We start from the raw sequence: 17164 nt of genomic DNA on the forward strand, positions 1-17164 counted from the left end.
GCCTGCAAAGGCGTAATGTTTCCGGGATGCGGGGCTGGCCGCATGGCAAAGCGGTGGCAGCCCGGCGGTGAAATCGTGCCCGGCACTGTGCGGCGTCGAGTCGATCGAGGCAACCCCAAGGACGATTTTTGTCCGGCGCCGGCCCATGTAGACAGAACGAAAGGATCGTCGGGGCTATCGGCCGTTCTTCTGCCGTCTTCCCTGTCCAGACAACGAAGCGATGACGACATTGATCGATCCGGAAACTATTCCTGACTCCCGCGACATCCATGACGCGGGAATCGCTCTGTTTTTGGATTTCGACGGAACTCTCGTCGAGATCGCTCCCTCGCCTGAGGATGTCAGGCTCGACCGGCGCGTGGCCCCGGCGCTGGACACGCTGCGCGGCAGCCTCGGCGGCGCGCTCGCGCTGGTTTCCGGCCGGCCGATCGCCTTCCTCGACGAAATGCTGGCTCCCCACCGCTTCGACATCGCGGGGCTGCACGGCGCCCAGATCAGGCTCGGCGGCGAGTTGCGCGCGCAAGCCGACGCGCCGGAGAATCTGCGCGACGTGCTGCGCGACCTCGTGCGCTTCGCCAACAGCCATGTCGGCATCATCGTCGAGGACAAGCGCATTTCGACGGCGCTGCACTGGCGGCTCGCCCCGGAGCTTCAGGACGAGGCACTGGAGCTGATGCGCAGGATTGCCGCGAAGCTCGGCCCCGGCGTGCGGTTGCAGGAGGGCAAATCCGTTGCCGAGCTGGTCCCCGCCGGCGCCAGCAAGGGCAACGCTATCGCCTGGCTGATGGCGACGCCGACCTATGCCGGGCGCCGCCCCGTCTTCATCGGCGACGACATCACCGACGAGGACGGCTTCGAGGCGGTGAACGCGATGGGCGGCCTCTCGGTTCGCATCGGCGAAGACCGGGAGAGCCTGGCCGCGATGCGTATCGCTTCCCCGACCGCCCTGCGGCATATCCTTCTCGAAGCCGCCGAGACCGGCGGCCTGACCGCATCGAGCTTCTCTCAGCAGGACTGACCATGACCGTCACGACCACGGCCGCGGGGCGCCACTCCGCCTCGCTCGACCTCGGCGTCATCGGCAACTGTTCGATCGCGGCGCTGATCGATCGGCGCGCCCGCATCGTCTGGGGCTGCTTCCCCCGCTTCGACCGCGACCCTGTGTTCTGCGCGCTGATCGACAACGAGGCGGAAGACGGCGATACCGAGCAGCAGAAGGGCGTCTTCGATATCCAGCTCGTCGGCATGACGCGCTGCGAGCAGGGCTATCTCGACAACACGGCGATCCTCTCCTCGGTGCTCTCCGACGACCAGGGCAATGCCATCGAGATCCTCGATTTCGCTCCGCGCTTCGTGCGCTACGAGCGCTTCTTCCGGCCGCCGCAGCTCGTGCGGCGCGTCAGGCGCATCTCGGGGCGGCCGCGCATCCGCGTCATCGTGAAGCCCTGCCTCGGCATCGGCGAAGAGCCCGACGAGATCACGCAAGGCTCCAACCATGTCCGCTATGTCGGCGCGGACCAGACCATCCGCCTGACGACGAACGCACCGATCTCCTATGTCGTCGAGGGCACGCCCTTCGCCGTCGACCAGACCTATTCCTTCTTCATCGGCTCCGACGAGGCGCTGCGCGCCGAGATCGAGACGACCTCGCGCGAGTTCCTTGACAAGACCACCGACTACTGGCGCGACTGGGTTCGCTCGCTCTCGATCCCCTTCGAATACCAGCGCGAGGTGATCCGCGCCGCGATCACGCTGAAGCTTTGCGCCTTCGAGGAGACGGGCGCCATCGTCGCAGCCCTGACCACCTCGATCCCAGAGGCTCCGGGCACGCAGCGCAACTGGGACTATCGCTTCTGCTGGCTGCGCGACGCCTCCTTCGTCGTGCATGCGCTGAACCGCCTCGGCACGACGCGGACGATGGAGGATTATCTCGGCTTCATCACCAACATCGTCGACTCCTTCGCGGAAAGCGGGGCCGAGCATCTGCCGCCGCTCTACCCGATCACGCGCGACGGCACGCTGATCGAGATCGAGGCCTCGAACCTTTCAGGCTATCGCGGCCACCGGCCGGTGCGCTTCGGCAACGGGGCAGCGGTGCAGATCCAGAACGACGGCTACGGCGCGGTGGTGCTGGCGGCGACACATTCCTTCTTCGACCGCCGCCTGATCCAGCCCGGCAAGGACTCGCTGTTCGCGCAGCTCGAGCGCATGGGCGAGCTCGCCATCGCGGTCTTCGACAAGCCGGACGCGGGCCCCTGGGAGCTGCGCGAGAAGGAGGCAGTGCATTCCTTCTCCAGCGTGATGTGCTGGGCCGCCTGTGACCGGCTCGCCCGCATCGCCGGCACGCTCGGCCGGGCCGACCGCAAGGACTACTGGAAGATCGAGGCCCGCCGGCTCAAGGAGATCATCCTCGAGCGCATCTGGAACCATGAAAAGGGCCATTTCGTCTCGACCTTCGACGGAGAGGATCTCGACGCCACGCTGCTGCTCTTCGCCGAGCTCGGCTTCGTCAAGGCGGACGATCCACGCTACATCGCCACCGTCGAGGCGATCGGCCGCGATCTGGTTCGCGGCGACCTCCTGCTGCGCTACGCCACGCAGGACGATTTTGGCTACATGCACACCGGCTTCCTGATCTGCGCCTTCTGGTATGTCGATGCGCTCTACGCCATCGGCCGGGTGGACGAGGCGAAGGCGCTGTTCGACCGCGTCCTGAAGCGGCGCAACAGCTTCGGCCTGCTCTCGGAAGATGCCGATCTCGAGACGGGCGAACTCTGGGGCAATTTCCCCCAGACCTATTCGCATGTCGGGTTGATCAACTCGGCGATGCGGCTCAGCCGAAACTGGGAAGAGGCGTTCTGATCTTCGGCAGCCGTCATGGCCGGGCTTGACCCGGCCATCTCATGACGCGTTCGCTGTCGGAGCAGCCTGATCCTGCCTGAGATGCTCGGGTCGAGCCCGAGCATGACGGCGTGGGGACATCACTCCATCAGCTTCGCCGCGCGCATCACCGACAGCGCCAGTATCTGCGCCGCCGGGACGAGGCTCTCGACCTCCAGGAATTCGTCCGGCGTATGGGCCATGCCGCCGATGGGGCCGACGCTGCAGAGCGTCGGCGTGCCCTGCGCGGCGGTGAAGCCGGAATCGGCGCAGCCGCCGGTAAACTCCGCGATCGTGGCGATGCCGAAACCGGACGCCGCCTCGCGATAGGTCTGGAACAGCTTCTGCGATTCATCCGTGCCTTCGAGCGGCAGGAACTCGCCCTTGATCGCCAGCTTGGCGCCCGTGCCCTCGACGATCGGCGTCTCGATGATCTTGCGGATCGCCTCGACCATCTCGCCGCGCTGGGCGGCCGTGACGTAGCGCAGGTCGATCTCGCACCAGGCATGGGGCGCGACGGTGTTGACCGTCTGGCCGCCGCCGATCAGCCCGACATTGACGGTGATGCCCTTTTCCAGATCGGTGAGGCCCTGGAGCTTGGGGATCTTGTGGCCGAGATCGACGATGGCCGAGGCGCCCTTCTCGTAATTGGCGCCGGAATGGGCCGGCTTGCCGGTGAACTCGGCGCGCATGAAAACGCCGCCCTTTCGGCCGCTGGTGACGGACTGGCGATGGTCCTTCGCGAAATCGCTTCCAACCGGCAGGCGGCTCGGCTCCGCATTGAAGACGCAGCGTGACTCGCGCGCCGCCGCCTCGATGACCGGGCGCGAGGACGGCGAGCCGATCTCCTCGTCGCTGGTCGTCAGCATCATCAGCGGCGCGGAGAGGCCTCCGCATTCGGCGAAGGCGGCCGCGACAAAGGCCGAGATCACGATGCCGCCCTTCATGTCTGCGACGCCCGGGCCATAGGCGCGCGAGCCCTTGATGGTGAAGGGCCGGCGCGTCGGTTCGCCTTGCGGGAAGACGGTATCGCGATGGCCGAGCAGCAGCACCGGGCGCTGGTCGTTCGCGGTCGGGTTCGGAAGCCGCGCCTTGACCGCGTCGCCATAGCGGGCATCCGGCAGGATCTCGACCTCCAGCCCGTTCGCGCGGTGGAACCCCGCGACGACCTCGCCGGCCCGGTCGACGCCGGCCTTGTCATAGGAGCCGGAGTCGGTGTCGACGAGCTCGCGCAGCAGCGCGACCATGCCTTCCTTGCGGGTAGCCAGCCAATCGACGACGGTCTGTTCTTCGGCGGTCAGGGACACGGCGATGGTTTCCTTCTGAAAGTGTGGTCAGACGAGGCCGGCGAACCAGAGGGCGACATAGGCTGCGGTGCCCACGGCCATCGGCACGAGCGGATTGACCTTGGAGCGATAGGTCACGATCGCGGTCCCGGCCGTGATCGCGAAGCCGATCAGCCCCGCATCGGCGGCGAAGGCGGCGACGATGCCACTCGCCAGCATCAGGCCGAGCGCGATCGGCACCAGCGCCAGCGTCGCGATCCGCACGATATGGTTGCCGCTGTAGCGTTGCAGGCCGCGGCTGCAGGCGAGCGCAAGCACCGAGGAGGGCGTCAGGATCGCGGCCGTCGCGACCAGCAGGCCAGGCGTGCCGGCGACATGCCAGCCGAGGATGCTGGCCAGCATGACGTTCGGCCCCGGCGCCGTCTGCGCGATGGCGAAGAGACGGGCGAAGGTCGGCGCGTCCATCCAGGAGAGGACGTCCACCATCTGCCGGTGGAACTCCGGCACCACCGCGTTGGCGCCTCCGATCGCCATCAGCGAGATGGTGCCGAAGGTAATGACGAGCTGGGTGAAGACGCCGCGTTCCATCAGATGCGTCTTGCTCCAAAGGTCGCCGCAATGAGGCCGAGCGGCACCAGCACCAGCAGAGCCGGCAGCATCGGCAGCCGCAGCACGCCGATGGCCACGAAGGCCACGGCCGCCATGACCCAGGCCCAGCGTGCTAGCCCCGCCTTGGTGAGCAGTCGCGCAGCGGTGCCGAGGATGAGGCCCGCGGCACTCGCCGCCGCCCCGGTCAGCGCGACCTGCGCCAGCGGATGATCGGACACCGCGTCATAGGCATTGGCGATGGCGACGAGCGAAAGCAGCGGCATCGCCATCAGCCCGAAGACGCAGATCAGCGCCCCGGCCATGCCACGAAAGCGGTCCCCCAGCATGACGGCGGCGTTGACCGTGTTGGCCCCCGGCAGCGCCTGGCAGATGCCGATCAGCTCGGCATAGCCGCGATCGTCGAGCCAGTTACGCTCGGTGACGATGATGTGGCGGGCGATGGGGCCGACGCCGCCGAAGCCCATCAGCCCGATCTTGAGGAAGCCGGTGAACAGGTCCGACAGTGTCGGGCGCGGCGCGTCCGTCGCGGTTTCGAGGGTCGCCATCGGTCCTAGCGCCGCGATTCCATGGCCATGCGCAAGGCAAAGCCCGCCAGCACCGTGCCCATCAGCCAGCGCTGCACCAGTGACCAGAACGGCCGCGTCCGCAGGAACAGCGCGATGCTGCCCGCGCCGACAGCGATCAGGGCGTTGACGCCGCCGCTGATCGTGATCTGCACCATGCCGAGCACGACCGACTGGCTGAGCACATGGCCGGCCGCCGGGTCGATGAACTGCGGCAGCAGCGCGAGGTAGAACATCGCGATCTTGGGGTTGAGCAGGCTCGTCAGGAAGCCCATGGCGAAGAGCTTGCGCGGGCCGTCATGCGGCAGGTCGCGGACATGGAAGGGCGAGCGCCCGCCGGGGCGGACCGCCTGCCAGGCGAGCCAGAGCAGATAGGCCGCGCCGCCGAGCCGCAACGCGTCATAGGCGTAAGGCACAGCGAAGAGCAGTGCCGTGATGCCGAAGGCTGCGCAGAACATGTAGACGAAGAAGCCGAGGATCACGCCACCGAGCGAGATCAGCCCTGCCGCCCTGCCCTGTGCGATGGATCGCGAAATCAGGTAGATCATGTTGGGGCCGGGCGTGAGCACCATGCCGAGCGCGATCAGCGCGAAGGTGACCAGGTTCGTCGTATCGGGCATGGCGAAGCGCTCCGGGATCGAGCGCTTGGAGCATGGTTTGCAGACCGCGGCAATCGGCCCAGGCGCAGGAGCGGCCATGCAGCGCCTCGATAGGCGGAACCAGCCGACGCCCAGCCCGTTAGGGCCTCCAGCCATAGCATCGGACCGAAAAGTGGAATCCACTTTTCGGAAATATCCGATGCAATGCCAATGTGGTCGATCATCGTGACCGCGTCCGATAGGACGCACGATGATCTAGGGGGAAGACATGACGCTGTTCAGCAGGCTGCTCTACACGGTGATCGCGTTTGCGCTGCTCGGCGCCTCGATCACCCTGATCGGCGTCGCGGTCTGGCGCACCACGCAAGGCTTTTGGACCGGAGATGGCGCGCTCGACACCATGCTCGATGCGATCGGCCTCGTGATCATTGCGGTGGCGGTGGCCGATGTCGGCAAGTTCCTGTTCGAGGAGGAGGTCATCGCCGACCGGGAGCTCAGGCGCCCGGCCGAGGCGCGCGGCTCGCTCACCAAATTCATGACGATCATGATCGTGGCGCTCTCGCTGGAGTCGCTGGTGCTGATCGCCAAGACCTCGCGGGACAGGATGAGCGATCTCGCCTATCCGGGCCTGCTGATGCTGGTGGCCATCGCAGCCCTCGTCGGCCTCGGCCTGTTCCAGAAGCTCAGTCAGAACGCGACGGCCGCCGTGCCGCCGGATCGCGGGGAGGAGGAAGAGGAAGAGGCAAAGGGTGGCGGCCGGAAGCGCGAAAGCCTGCCGCGAAAAGCGCGTGGAACGCCTCTCCTGAGAGGAGAGGGGCAGGGGTGAGGTGTAGGCCCTTGGACCAGTAAAACGACGCCCTCACCGCTGCGCTGCGTTTACTGCACAGCAAAGCACGAGACGGCCTACCCCTCACCCTGTCCTCTCCCATCGAAGCCGGCTGTTGCCGACTTCGACATCCTACATGCACATCTCGGGCAAGCCCGAGATGTGTGGAGAGGGTTCCCCGCGCTATCCGAGCATAACGGGACACCGCGTCACCGCGGCTCGTCGACCAGGAACAGATCCGTATCGTCCGGTTTCGCGCCCGCTGCGGTCAGCATGGCGTGGATCTGGCCTCGATGGTGGGTCTGGTGGTTGAAGATATGCGCGATGACGAAGGCGCGCGGCTTGCCGATCTCTCGACCGGCGGCGCCGGAGTGCCAGATCAGCGTGCCGCGCAGCCAGTCACCATCCATGCCCTCGGCCCAGTCGATGATCGTGCGGTCTCGTTCCCGCCTGCGTTCGCAAAACGCGGCCCAGTCGCCGAAATAGATCGACGACTCGCTGCCACCCACGGGTGGCTTCTCGCTGCCGGTCAGGCGGCTCAGCCAGACCTCGTCGGCCCAGAGGACATGGTTGAAGGTGCCCTGGATCGATCTGAAGAAGGCGCCGCGGTCGAGCCGGCGCGCCTCGTCGGAGAGCCCGTCGGCCGCCGCCATCAAGCTCTCGTTCTGCCAGGCGTTGTAGCGGGCCATGGTTCGAACGAAAGCGGGCTCGATCATGGCGGCCTCCTGGTCAGATGATGTTGGCCTCCTTGAGCGGCCGCCCCTTCACGATGCGCTCATGACCGAGATCGGCAAGGTCGAGCGTGCGGTAGCTGCCATGCAGGATATGCTCGGCCAGCCCGCGGCCCACCGCCGGGGCCTGCTGCAGGCCGTGGCCGGAGAAGCCGTTGGCGAGGTAGAGGTTCGGCATGCCGATCGCGGGGCCGATGATGGCGTTGTGGTCGAGCCCGCTCATGTCGTAGGGGCCGGCCCAGGCCCGGCCCGGCCGGATCTGCTCGAAGGCAGGGATGCGGTGGGCGAGCGGCACCCAGACCGCCTCCTCGAAGAAGTCCCAGTCGACATCCTCGACCGTCGGGTCTGTCTCGACCCATTCGACATCCTGCTCGGGCGTCAGCGGCGAACAACTGCCGATGAAGAGCTGATCCTCGCCGCCGCGCTTGCCTTCCGGCCGGCACCAGGCGCCGCTGGCATCGATCAGGAGCGGGCAGTTGCCGACATCGCCCTTGCAGGTGAAGGAGAAGACGTAGCGCTTCATCGACTTGACGGCGATATCGACCCCGGCCGTGGCGGCGAGACGGGCGCCATGGGTGCCGCTGGCGTTGACGGCCGCGCCGCAGGCGATGCGGCTGCCGTCGGTGAGCTCCACCGCGATCACGCGCCCGCCCTCTGTGATGTAACGCGCCACCTCGCCCTGGCGGTATTCGACGCCGAGACTGCGCGCCTTCTTGCGGAAGGCCTGGAGCAGCGCCCAGCCGTCGAACCAGCCCTCGCCGCTGACGCCGAAGGTGCCGCAAGCCAGGTCCTCGACATTGAGCCAGGGGAAGCGCTGCTTCAGCGCCGCCGGATCGTAGTAGGCGATGTCGGCGCCCTCCTGCGCCTGCAGCTTCTGGTTGGCAGCGAGGATCGGGGCGCCGGCTTCGGTGGCGAGATAGAGATAGCCGCCCTCGTGCAGGTCGATGGTCGGCGTCTCGCCCTCGACGGCCAGATGCGTGCCGATGTTGCGCAGGAAGCCGATGCCGTAGAGCGAGATGCGGATGTTGACCGCGCTCGAATATTGCTGGCGGATCGAGGCAGCCGAGAGCGCCGAGGCGGCAAAGCGATAGGTCGGGTCCTTCTCGATGACCACGACCTTGCCCTTGAAGCCGGGATCGGCAGCGAGATGATAGGCGACGGAGGAGCCGATCGCCGCCCCTCCGCAGATCACGATATCGGCGCTATCGGAGACGGGCGGCATGGCAGGCCTCGCGCGGGCCGGCGTCCAGCGGGACGCCGGGTTGGTGAATTCCACGCATGAATGACGCGGGCGGGGACGCTTGTCGAGAGGGGCTCACGCCGCCGGAGCACATTCTCCGAGCAGCCAGTCCCGGAATGCGATGACGGTGGGCAGATTGGCCTTTTCCTCCGGATAGACGAGGTAATAGCCATCACGGCCCGTCAATGGCCGGTCGATCGGGATGACCAACGCCCCGGAGCGCAGTTCCTCCTGGACCAGGAAGCGCGGCACGATGGCGAGCCCGAGCCCCGCGACAGCCGCCTGCGCGATCATCGCGAACTGCTCGAAGCGCGGGCCCATCAGCGCCCGCTCGGGCGCCACGCCCTGCAATTCGAGCCAATCCGCCCAGGCGCGCGGCCGGGTCGATTGCTGCAGCAACGGCACGCGCAGCATGTCGGCGGGCGCTGCAATGCCGGCACGCGCGATCAGCGAAGGCGCAGCGACGGGCACGACCTCCTCCCCCATGAGTCGGTGAAGCCGTGCGCCCGGCCAGCTCTCGGCGCCGAAATGCACGGCGGCATCGACCTGCTCGCGGGCAAAGTCGAAGGGCACCAGGCGCGTGGTGAAATTGATGGTGATGCCAGGGTGCGCCTCGGTGAAACGCGGCAGGCGCGGAATCAGCCAGCGCGTGCCGAAGGTAGGCAAGACGGCGAGATTCAGCACGCCGGCCGCGCCGCGGAACGCCATGGCCGAGACCGTGGCGGCGGCGAGACGCGAAAGCCCGTCGCGGATCTCCGCGGCATATGCAGCGCCGGCGGCCGTCAGCGCCACGCGCTTGCGGACGCGCTCGAAGAGGCTGACGCCGAGCGCTTTCTCCAGATGCGCGACCTGCCGGCTCACCGCCCCCTGCGTCAGGTTGAGTTCCTGCGCCGCGCGGGTGAAACTGCCATGCCGGGCAGCCGCCTCGAAGGCGGCGAGCGCCGAGAGCGATGGGACCGAGAGGCGGCCGGGAACGAGCGCGTCATCCATGATTTTTTCTCACCAAGTGGTGAGAACATATCGGTTGCCGCGCAGCCATGAAAGAGGGCATTCTCCGCGGCCAAAGGGCGACCGACCGTCGCCTGAGCCCTCATCCTGAGGAGCCGCGCCAGCGGCGTCTCAAAGGATGTTCCAGAAGACGCCGCTCACTGGAACATCCTTCGAGACGCGCCTTCGGCGCTCCTCAGGATGCGGGCTATGGTTCACCCGCATCGGCGAACAGGCAGACACATGACCACCGCTCTCCCCACGGACACGCTTGCTCTTCTCAAGCGCCTCGGCGTTTCGGAAGCCGCCTATGCCTCGGCCGGCCTCTCGGCCCGCTCGCCCATCACGGCTGAGACGGTCGTGACGCTGAAGGAGACGAGCCCGGCGGAAGCCGAAGCCGCCATCGGCCGCGCTCAGGCGGCCTTCCTGGCCTGGCGCAAGGTGCCGGCGCCGCGGCGCGGCGAGTTCGTTCGGCTGCTCGGCGAGGAGCTGCGCGCCGCTAAGACCGATCTCGGCCTGCTGGTGACGCTGGAAGCCGGCAAGATCGTCTCCGAGGGCCTCGGCGAGGTGCAGGAGATGATCGACATCTGCGATTTCGCGGTCGGTCTCTCGCGCCAGCTCTACGGGCTCACCATCGCGACCGAGCGCCCGAACCATCGCATGATGGAGACCTGGCACCCCCTCGGCGTCTGCGGCGTGATCTCGGCCTTCAACTTCCCGGTCGCGGTCTGGTCCTGGAATGCCGCGCTCGCCTTTGTCTGCGGCGACAGCGTCGTCTGGAAGCCCTCCGAGAAGACCCCGCTGACCGCGCTCGCCGTGCAGGCCATCGTCGAGAAGACGATGAAGCGCTTCGGCCCCGAGGCCCCCGCCGGCCTCTCCGAGGTGCTGATCGGCGCCCGCGAGATCGGCGACATCCTCGTCTCCGACCACCGCGTCCCGGTCGTCTCGGCGACGGGCTCGACCCGCATGGGCAAGGAAGTCGGCCAGAAGCTGGCGGCCCGCTTCGCCCGCGCCATCCTGGAGCTCGGCGGCAACAATGCCGCGATCGTGGCGCCCTCGGCCGATCTCGACATCGCGCTGCGCGGCATCGCCTTCGCGGCGATGGGCACCGCCGGCCAGCGCTGCACCACGCTGCGCCGCCTGATCGTCCATGAAAGCGTCTATGACGCGCTCGTGCCGAAGCTGATCAAGGCCTACGGGTCGGTGAAGATCGGCGACCCGCGCGAGGCCGGCGTGCTGATCGGCCCGCTGGTCGACGAGGCGGCGTATCAGGGCATGCAGAAGGCGCTCGGTGAGGCCCGCGCCGAAGGCGGCAAGGTCCATGGCGGCGAGAAGGTCGATGTCGGCGCTGGCGGCTTCTATGTCCGTCCGGCCCTGGTCGAGATGCCGAAGCAGTGCGGCCCGGTCGAGCGCGAGACCTTCGCGCCGATCCTCTATGTGATGAAGTACAAGTCGCTGGACGAGGCGATCGCGATGCAGAACGCGGTCGGCGCTGGCCTCTCCTCCTCGATCTTCACGCTGAACATGCGCGAGGCGGAGATGTTCGTCTCGGACGAGGGCTCCGATTGCGGCATCGCCAACGTGAATATTGGCCCCTCGGGCGCCGAGATCGGCGGAGCCTTCGGCGGCGAGAAGGAGACGGGCGGCGGCCGTGAGGCCGGCTCGGACGCCTGGAAGGCCTATATGCGCCGCGCCACCAACACGCTGAACTACGGCACCACGCTGCCGCTGGCGCAGGGCGTCAGCTTCGACGTGGATGCGTGAGGAAGACTGAAGACCCTATCGTCATTGCGAGCGTCAGCGAAGCAATCCAGGAGCGGCAGAGCTCCACGTCCCCCTGGATTGCTTCGTTGCTTTGCGTCTCGCAATAACGGTTAACGACGAACAACGGGGAAACACGAACATGGCCGGCGACAAGCTCGCGCAGCTCACCTGGGACGATGCCTTCCTGCTCGACGAGCAGCTCAGCGAAGATGAGCGGCTGATCCGCGACACGGCCCGCGCCTATGCGCAGGAAAAGCTCGCTCCGCGCATCCATGACGCCTATCTCGACGAGAAGACCGACCGCTCGATCTTCAACGAGATGGGCGAGCTGGGCCTGCTCGGCGTCACCATCCCCGAGAAATACGGCTGCGCCGGCGCCAACTACGTCTCCTACGGGCTCGTCGCCCGCGAGGTGGAGCGCGTCGACTCCGGCTATCGCTCGATGATGAGCGTGCAGTCCTCGCTCGTGATGTACCCGATCTACGCCTATGGCAGCGAAGAGCAGCGCCAGAAGTATCTGCCGAAGCTCGCCACAGGCGAGTGGGTGGGCTGCTTCGGCCTGACCGAGCCGGACGCCGGCTCCGACCCCGGCGGCATGAAGACCCGCGCCGAGAAGGTGGCCGACGGCTACAAGCTGACCGGCTCCAAGATCTGGATCTCGAACTCGCCGATCGCCGACGTCTTCGTCATCTGGGCGAAGTCAGTCGCCCATGACAACCAGATCCGCGGCTTCGTCCTCGAAAAGGGCATGAAGGGCCTTTCGGCGCCGAAGCTCGGCGGCAAACTCAGCTTGCGCGCCTCGATCACGGGCGAGGTCGTCATGGACGGCGTCATCGTTCCCGAGGACGCCATTCTGCCGAACGTCTCGGGCCTGAAGGGCCCGTTCGGCTGCCTCAACCGCGCCCGTTACGGCATTTCCTGGGGCTCTATGGGTGCCGCGGAGGACTGCTTCCATCGTGCCCGCCAGTACGGGCTCGACCGCAAGCAGTTCAACAAGCCGCTCGCCCAGACGCAGCTCTACCAGAAGAAGCTCGCCGACATGCTGACCGAGATCACGCTCGGCCTGCAGGGCAGCCTGCGTGTCGGGCGCCTGCTCGATGAGGGCAAGATGGCACCGGAGATGATCTCTCTCGTCAAGCGCAACAATTGCGGCAAGGCGCTCGACATCGCCCGCCAGGCCCGCGACATGCACGGCGGCAACGGCATCCAGATCGAGTACCATGTGATGCGCCACGCCGCGAACCTCGAGACGGTGAACACCTATGAGGGCACGCATGACGTCCATGCTCTGATCCTCGGCCGGGCCATCACCGGCCTGCAGGCGTTCTTCTGAGCCCGATCCACATCGTCATGCCCGGGCTTGACCCGGGCATCTCGTCCCGCGTGAACTTCCCCGGAGATGGTCGGGTCAAGCCCGACCATGACGCCGAGCCGAGCCCGCCATGACCACCCCTCCCCTCGCCGGCCTGCGCGTCCTCGAACTGGCGCGCATCCTCGCAGGTCCCTGGATCGGCCAGCTTCTGGCCGATCTCGGCGCCGATGTCGTCAAGGTCGAGGCGCCGGAGGGCGACGACACCCGCAAATGGGGCCCGCCCTTCGTCGAGGGCGAAGATGGCGAGCATCTTTCGGCCGCCTATTTCCACTCGGCCAATCGCGGCAAGCGCTCGATCACGGCCGATTTCCGCACGCCCGAGGGACAGGCTCTGGTGCGACGGCTCGCGGCCCATGCCGACGTCGTCGTCGAGAACTTCAAGGTCGGCGGGCTGATCAAGTACGGGCTCGACGCCGCTTCGCTGCGCAAGGAGTTCCCGCGCCTGATCTATTGTTCGGTCACGGGCTTCGGGCAGGACGGGCCTTATGCGCCGCGCGCCGGCTATGACTTCCTGGTGCAGGGCATGGGCGGGCCGATGTCCGTCACCGGCGAGCCGGAAGGCGCGCCGATGAAGGCGGGCTATGCGGTGGCCGACATCTATACCGGGCTCTACGCCACGGTCGGCATCCTCTCGTCGCTGCGCCAGCGCGACGCGACGGGCCAAGGCGCCCATCTCGACATGGCGCTGCTGGATTCGCAGATCGCCGTTCTCGGCAACCAGGCGATGAACTATCTCGTCGGGGGCCAGCCACCGCCGCGCCTCGGCAACGCGCATCCGAACATCGTGCCCTATGACGTGTTCCCAGTGGCCGACGGGCACATCATCATCGCCACGGGCAATGACGGGCAGTGGCAGAAGCTCTGCGCCGTTCTGGGCGATCCGGCGCTGGCGAGCGAACCCGACTATGTCGACAACCGGTCGCGGGTGAAGAACCGTGTCGCGCTGACGGCGAGGCTGCACCTGCTCTGCCAGCGTTATGCCAAGGTCGATCTGCTGGCCGGGCTGGAAAAGGTCGGCGTACCGGCCGGCCCGATCAACGACATCGGCGAGGTCTTCGCCGACCCGCAGGTGGTGGCGCGCGGCGTCCGCGTCGACCTGCCGAGCACGGCGGCGAAGGCGGGCTCCATCCCGACCGTCGCCTCACCCATCGTCATGGACGGCGTGCGGCAGGTGTCGCAGCGCCACAGCCCGCGCCTCGGCGAGCACGCCGAAGAGATTTTGAACGACCCGGCCTGGGGAGGGCCGCAGCATGGCTAATCGCACCGGCGGACAGATCCTCGTCGACCAACTCATTCTTCATGGCGCCACCGACGCCTTCTGCGTGCCGGGCGAGAGCTATCTTGCCGTGCTCGATGCGCTGCACGACGCCTCGATGAAGGTCACCATCTGCCGGGCCGAAGGCGGCGCCTGCATGATGGCCGAGGCCGCGGGCAAGCTCACCGGCAAGCCCGGCATCTGCTTCGTGACGCGCGGCCCGGGCGCCACCAACGCCTCGCCGGGCATCCATATCGCCGACCAGGACTCGACCCCGCTCATCCTCTTCGTCGGCCAGATCGAGCGCGGCATGCGCGAGCGTGAGGCCTTCCAGGAGCTCGATTACCGCGCCGTCTTCGGCACCATGACGAAATGGGCGACCGAGATCGACGATGCCGCGCGCATCCCGGAGATCATCAGCCGCGCCTTCCATGTCGCGACCTCGGGCCGCCCCGGCCCTGTCGTGATCGCGCTGCCGGAGGAGATGCTGACCGAGCTGGCCGACGTTGCCGACGCCGAGCCCTATCAGGTCACCGAGCAGCATCCCTCGCCGGTGCAGATGGACGACCTCGCCAAGCGCTTCGCCACCGCCAAGTCGCCGATCGCGATTCTCGGCGGCTCGCGCTGGAGCCCGGAGACGATCGCGCAGTTCCAAGCCTTCGCCGAGCGCTTCGACTTACCCGTAGCGGTTTCGTTCCGCCGGCAGATGCTGTTCCCGGCCGATCACCCGAACTTCGCCGGCGATCTCGGCATCGGCGTGAACCCGAAGCTGCTTGCCCGGATCAAGGAGAGCGATCTCGTCCTGGTCGTCGGCGGGCGCCTCTCGGAGATGCCGAGCCAGTCCTACACCCTGTTCGGCATCCCCAACCCGGGGCGGCCGCTGGTCCATGTCCATCCCGATCCGGAAGAGCTCGGCCGGGTCTATCGCCCGACGCTGGCGATCAACGCCTCCCCGGCCGGCTTCGCCGCCGCGCTGGCTACGATCGAACCGCCGAAGGCTCCGGCCTGGGCGGGCGCATCCGCTACGGCGCACGAAGCCTATATCGCCTGGAGCGAGCAGCCGGCTGCGGTGCCGGGCCAGTTCCATCCGGGCGAGATGGTGCGCTGGCTGCGCAGCCAGCTGCCGGACGACGCGATCATGTGCAACGGCGCCGGCAACTACGCCACCTGGGTTCACCGCTTCCACCGCTTCAACAAGTTCGCGACGCAGCTCGCGCCGACCTCGGGCTCGATGGGCTATGGCGTGCCGGCTGCGATCGGCGCCAAGCGCATGTTCCCGGAGCGCACCGTCATCGCCTTCGCCGGCGATGGCTGCTTCCTGATGAACGGGCAGGATTTCGCGACCGCCGTGCAATACGATCTGCCGGTGATCGTGATCGTGGTCGACAACGGCATGTACGGCACGATCCGCATGCATCAGGAGCGCGAATATCCCGGCCGCGTCTCGGCGACGACGCTGAAGAACCCGGATTTCGCGGCTTATGCCAAGGCCTTCGGCGGCCATGGCGAGCGTGTCGAGACGACGGCGGAGTTCGCGCCGGCCTTCGAGCGCGCGGTGAAGAGCGGCAAGCCCGCGATCATCCACTGCATGCTCGACCCCGAAGCGATCACCCCCGCGAAGTCCCTCTCGACGATCCGGGCCGAGGCGTTCGCAGCGCAGGGCAAGAAATAAGCCGGCATCAGCGGCGGCCGAGCCCCACGCGGCTCAGGAGCCCGTCGCGCCAGACCAGCATGTGGACGGCCACCGCCGCCACATGCGCGACGCCAAGCGCGATCAGCAGGTTGCCGACGCGGCCGTGCCAGAGCAGCATCGCCTTGTAGATTTGCGGGTCCGCTCCGACCGGATGCGGCACGGCGAACAGGCCGAAATAGAGCGTGGGGATCTGGATCGGGGCGGCGGCGGCCATGAGCAGCCCCGTGACGGGCAGCGCCAAAAGGCAGAGATAGAGGCCGGCATGGACAGTGCCGGCCGCGCCGCGCAGCCAAGGATTACGCTCGAAGGGCGGTGGCTGGCGCAAAGTGAGACGCAGGATGAGGCGCAGCACCACGAACAGCGCGATCGTCAGCCCCACCGATTTGTGGCGCTGATAGAGATCGAAGCGCGAGAGCAGGTCGCGCGTCTCGTCGCGCATGGGACCGGCCACCCAGAACTGATACAGGACCAGCAGCAGGGTCAGCCAGTGCAGCACGACGCTGGCGGGGTGCCAGCGGCCGGGCGGCCCCGCCTGTGCGTTCATCGGGTCAGGCGCCCCTTGATGACGATGTCGATCCTGTCGTCGACGATGTTCACCTCACGGCCGATCCCGTAGGCCGGGCGCAGGAAGCTGCCGAGGGCCTGGAAGGGCAGCGCCTCGCCGCTCTTCGCCCGGTCGATATCGCCGTCCACGTTCGCCGTCACGACGAAGGGCTGCGTGATGCCCTTGATCGTCAGCTTGCCGCGAATGGCGAGGCTGCGCTCTGCGGTTCTCGACACGCTCTCGGAGACGAAGCTCGCCGCCGGAAAGCGGGCGGCATCGAGCATGCTCTCGCCCGCGATGAAACCGTCTATCATCGACGAGCCCGCCCTGATCGAACCCGTATCGAGCGTCACGCGGATGCGGCTTCGCTCCGGATGCTCAAAATCGATCGCGAAGCTGCCGTCATAGCGATCGAAGCGCCCGCTCGTGACGAGCGCTCCAAAACGGCGCCCGACGAAGCTAACCTCGGTCGAGGCCCTGTCGAAACGCCAGACCGTCTGGGCATCAGCCTGCCAGCCGATCAGGAGAGATGCGAAAGCGAAAGCGAGAGCGGCAATCCGCGTCATGGCGGCCCCTCCGAACCGAATTCGGGACAGCCCACGATCCGCCAGCTTGAAGGAAAAGCCATGGCGAAGCAGCACGAACACGGAAAGGTGATTCAGGTCACTGTGCAGGCCGGCGCAAGCGCCGATGCTCGTGAGCGGCGCAATATCCGGGCTCGCGAAAATTTCTTAACGACATCCATGAACCCGGGCCGAACCTTTTGCGACCAATGCACGTTGTTAGACGTGGATGCGGAGGGTCGAGACGATGGC

The 17164-nt window shown here is 67.2% G+C and carries 16 protein-coding genes; 7 read left to right on the top strand and 9 right to left on the bottom strand.

What is annotated here, in order from left to right; translation table 11 throughout:
- Positions 1 to 220 precede the first annotated feature (220 nt).
- Together otsB and BoBH3_RS06900 are read left to right on the top strand one after the other, a co-directional pair.
- Positions 221 to 1018, top strand: coding sequence for a trehalose-phosphatase (otsB, locus tag BoBH3_RS06895; RefSeq protein ID WP_262330023.1), 798 nt, complete (start codon positions 221 to 223; stop codon positions 1016 to 1018).
- A 2-nt stretch (positions 1019 to 1020) separates the two neighbouring features.
- Positions 1021 to 2862 (top strand): glycoside hydrolase family 15 protein, encoded by a 1842-nt coding sequence (locus BoBH3_RS06900; protein ID WP_262330024.1) that lies wholly within the window; start codon positions 1021 to 1023, stop codon positions 2860 to 2862.
- A 119-nt stretch (positions 2863 to 2981) separates the two neighbouring features.
- On the opposite strand, the gene BoBH3_RS06905 is transcribed toward BoBH3_RS06900, so the two are convergent.
- The 4 genes from BoBH3_RS06905 to BoBH3_RS06920 form a co-directional block, all read right to left on the bottom strand.
- Entirely contained in the window at positions 2982 to 4127 is a 1146-nt protein-coding gene (locus BoBH3_RS06905; protein ID WP_262330456.1) for a M20 family metallopeptidase, read from the bottom strand.
- 87 nt (positions 4128 to 4214) lie between these two features.
- Positions 4215 to 4754 (bottom strand): chromate transporter, encoded by a 540-nt coding sequence (locus BoBH3_RS06910; RefSeq protein ID WP_262330025.1) that lies wholly within the window; start codon positions 4752 to 4754, stop codon positions 4215 to 4217.
- Positions 4754 to 5320: a chromate transporter gene (locus tag BoBH3_RS06915; protein ID WP_262330026.1), complete on the bottom strand. Its 567-nt coding sequence runs from the start codon at positions 5318 to 5320 to the stop codon at positions 4754 to 4756. The genes BoBH3_RS06910 and BoBH3_RS06915 overlap by 1 nt, the downstream gene beginning before the upstream one ends.
- 5 nt (positions 5321 to 5325) lie before the next feature.
- The gene (locus tag BoBH3_RS06920) at positions 5326 to 5958 is read right to left on the bottom strand and encodes a LysE family translocator (protein ID WP_262330027.1); all 633 of its coding nucleotides are present in this window, start codon (positions 5956 to 5958) and stop codon (positions 5326 to 5328) included.
- Between the two features lie 247 nt (positions 5959 to 6205).
- Here BoBH3_RS06920 and BoBH3_RS06925 point away from each other — a divergent pair, with 247 nt between their 5' ends.
- Positions 6206 to 6763 (top strand): GNAT family acetyltransferase, encoded by a 558-nt coding sequence (locus BoBH3_RS06925; RefSeq protein WP_262330028.1) that lies wholly within the window; start codon positions 6206 to 6208, stop codon positions 6761 to 6763.
- A gap of 209 nt (positions 6764 to 6972) precedes the next feature.
- On the opposite strand, the gene BoBH3_RS06930 is transcribed toward BoBH3_RS06925, so the two are convergent.
- The 3 genes from BoBH3_RS06930 to BoBH3_RS06940 form a co-directional block, all read right to left on the bottom strand.
- Positions 6973 to 7479 carry a DinB family protein gene (locus BoBH3_RS06930; protein WP_262330029.1) on the bottom strand — a complete coding sequence of 169 codons (507 nt, stop codon included), beginning with the start codon at positions 7477 to 7479 and terminating at the stop codon, positions 6973 to 6975.
- Between the two features lie 13 nt (positions 7480 to 7492).
- Complete coding sequence (locus BoBH3_RS06935; RefSeq protein ID WP_262330030.1) at positions 7493 to 8716, bottom strand: NAD(P)/FAD-dependent oxidoreductase; 1224 nt, start codon at positions 8714 to 8716, stop codon at positions 7493 to 7495.
- 93 nt (positions 8717 to 8809) lie between these two features.
- Positions 8810 to 9724, bottom strand: coding sequence for a LysR family transcriptional regulator (locus BoBH3_RS06940; RefSeq protein ID WP_262330031.1), 915 nt, complete (start codon positions 9722 to 9724; stop codon positions 8810 to 8812).
- 240 nt (positions 9725 to 9964) lie between these two features.
- On the opposite strand from BoBH3_RS06940, the gene amaB reads away from it, so the two are divergent.
- The 4 genes from amaB to BoBH3_RS06960 all read left to right on the top strand — a co-directional run bounded on the left by amaB (position 9965) and on the right by BoBH3_RS06960 (position 15784).
- Entirely contained in the window at positions 9965 to 11485 is a 1521-nt protein-coding gene (amaB, locus tag BoBH3_RS06945; protein WP_262330032.1) for an L-piperidine-6-carboxylate dehydrogenase, read from the top strand.
- Positions 11486 to 11624: 139 nt separating this feature from the next.
- On the top strand, positions 11625 to 12818 hold the full coding sequence (locus tag BoBH3_RS06950) for an acyl-CoA dehydrogenase (RefSeq protein WP_262330033.1): 1194 nt from the start codon (positions 11625 to 11627) through the stop codon (positions 12816 to 12818).
- Between the two features lie 109 nt (positions 12819 to 12927).
- Entirely contained in the window at positions 12928 to 14115 is a 1188-nt protein-coding gene (locus BoBH3_RS06955) for a CaiB/BaiF CoA transferase family protein (RefSeq protein ID WP_262330034.1), read from the top strand.
- Positions 14108 to 15784, top strand: coding sequence for a thiamine pyrophosphate-binding protein (locus BoBH3_RS06960; RefSeq protein WP_262330035.1), 1677 nt, complete (start codon positions 14108 to 14110; stop codon positions 15782 to 15784). The genes BoBH3_RS06955 and BoBH3_RS06960 overlap by 8 nt, the downstream gene beginning before the upstream one ends.
- 7 nt (positions 15785 to 15791) lie before the next feature.
- On the opposite strand, the gene BoBH3_RS06965 is transcribed toward BoBH3_RS06960, so the two are convergent.
- Positions 15792 to 16349 carry a cytochrome b gene (locus tag BoBH3_RS06965; RefSeq protein WP_262330036.1) on the bottom strand — a complete coding sequence of 186 codons (558 nt, stop codon included), beginning with the start codon at positions 16347 to 16349 and terminating at the stop codon, positions 15792 to 15794.
- On the bottom strand, positions 16346 to 16915 hold the full coding sequence (locus BoBH3_RS06970) for a YceI family protein (RefSeq protein ID WP_262330037.1): 570 nt from the start codon (positions 16913 to 16915) through the stop codon (positions 16346 to 16348). Before BoBH3_RS06970 ends, BoBH3_RS06965 begins: the two co-directional genes overlap by 4 nt.
- Between the last annotated feature and the right edge of the window lie 249 nt (positions 16916 to 17164).

Source organism: Allobosea sp. BH3 (genome assembly GCF_025499465.1).
Lineage (GTDB): Bacteria > Pseudomonadota > Alphaproteobacteria > Rhizobiales > Beijerinckiaceae > Allobosea.

What these genes read in the sequence shown, in the direction of transcription:
- otsB (WP_262330023.1), top strand. Translation starts at nt 221, where the DNA reads ATGACGACATTGATCGATCCGGAAACTATTCCTGACTCCCGCGACATC.
- BoBH3_RS06900 (WP_262330024.1), top strand. Translation starts at nt 1,021, where the DNA reads ATGACCGTCACGACCACGGCCGCGGGGCGCCACTCCGCCTCGCTCGAC.
- BoBH3_RS06905 (WP_262330456.1), bottom strand. Translation starts at nt 4,127, where the DNA reads ATGGTCGCGCTGCTGCGCGAGCTCGTCGACACCGACTCCGGCTCCTAT.
- BoBH3_RS06910 (WP_262330025.1), bottom strand. Translation starts at nt 4,754, where the DNA reads ATGGAACGCGGCGTCTTCACCCAGCTCGTCATTACCTTCGGCACCATC.
- BoBH3_RS06915 (WP_262330026.1), bottom strand. Translation starts at nt 5,320, where the DNA reads ATGGCGACCCTCGAAACCGCGACGGACGCGCCGCGCCCGACACTGTCG.
- BoBH3_RS06920 (WP_262330027.1), bottom strand. Translation starts at nt 5,958, where the DNA reads ATGCCCGATACGACGAACCTGGTCACCTTCGCGCTGATCGCGCTCGGC.
- BoBH3_RS06925 (WP_262330028.1), top strand. Translation starts at nt 6,206, where the DNA reads ATGACGCTGTTCAGCAGGCTGCTCTACACGGTGATCGCGTTTGCGCTG.
- BoBH3_RS06930 (WP_262330029.1), bottom strand. Translation starts at nt 7,479, where the DNA reads ATGATCGAGCCCGCTTTCGTTCGAACCATGGCCCGCTACAACGCCTGG.
- BoBH3_RS06935 (WP_262330030.1), bottom strand. Translation starts at nt 8,716, where the DNA reads ATGCCGCCCGTCTCCGATAGCGCCGATATCGTGATCTGCGGAGGGGCG.
- BoBH3_RS06940 (WP_262330031.1), bottom strand. Translation starts at nt 9,724, where the DNA reads ATGGATGACGCGCTCGTTCCCGGCCGCCTCTCGGTCCCATCGCTCTCG.
- amaB (WP_262330032.1), top strand. Translation starts at nt 9,965, where the DNA reads ATGACCACCGCTCTCCCCACGGACACGCTTGCTCTTCTCAAGCGCCTC.
- BoBH3_RS06950 (WP_262330033.1), top strand. Translation starts at nt 11,625, where the DNA reads ATGGCCGGCGACAAGCTCGCGCAGCTCACCTGGGACGATGCCTTCCTG.
- BoBH3_RS06955 (WP_262330034.1), top strand. Translation starts at nt 12,928, where the DNA reads ATGACCACCCCTCCCCTCGCCGGCCTGCGCGTCCTCGAACTGGCGCGC.
- BoBH3_RS06960 (WP_262330035.1), top strand. Translation starts at nt 14,108, where the DNA reads ATGGCTAATCGCACCGGCGGACAGATCCTCGTCGACCAACTCATTCTT.
- BoBH3_RS06965 (WP_262330036.1), bottom strand. Translation starts at nt 16,349, where the DNA reads ATGAACGCACAGGCGGGGCCGCCCGGCCGCTGGCACCCCGCCAGCGTC.
- BoBH3_RS06970 (WP_262330037.1), bottom strand. Translation starts at nt 16,915, where the DNA reads ATGACGCGGATTGCCGCTCTCGCTTTCGCTTTCGCATCTCTCCTGATC.